The 438-nt window shown below is 53.0% G+C and carries 1 protein-coding gene; it reads left to right on the forward strand.

The features are described from left to right. Positions 1-438 (forward strand): Maf family protein (locus ACTHUR_RS21275; protein WP_440400796.1); only part of this gene is annotated, 438 nt, incomplete at both ends.

Consider the following 438-nt stretch of genomic DNA (forward strand, 5'->3'; position numbering starts at 1 on the left):
GTGGATATTGATGAAACCCATAAAGAAGGCGAAGCAGCAGTAGAGTATGTGCGCCGTATGGCCTGTGAGAAAAATCAGGCGGCGGTGGCGCAATGGTTTGCTGCTCATAATCAAGAACCTGAGTTTGCTGTATTGACGGCGGATACGACGGTGGCGGATGGTGCGGTTATTTTAGGTAAACCGGAATCCGAGGCGGATGCGGTCGATATGCTGGAACGTTTATCCGGACGGACGCATCAAGTGTTGACGGCTGTGTGCGTTTATTGGCAAGGCGTATGCCATGATGTGGTGCAGACGAGCGAAGTACGCTTTAAAACGTTGACGGCTGAGGAGATTGCAGCCTATGTTGCCAGCGGCGAGCCGATGGATAAAGCCGGTGCGTATGGGATTCAGGGCTTGGGCGGCGTATTTGTCGAGCATTTGCAGGGCAGTTTTACG

Source organism: Neisseria sp. P0021.S007, assembly GCF_051956855.1.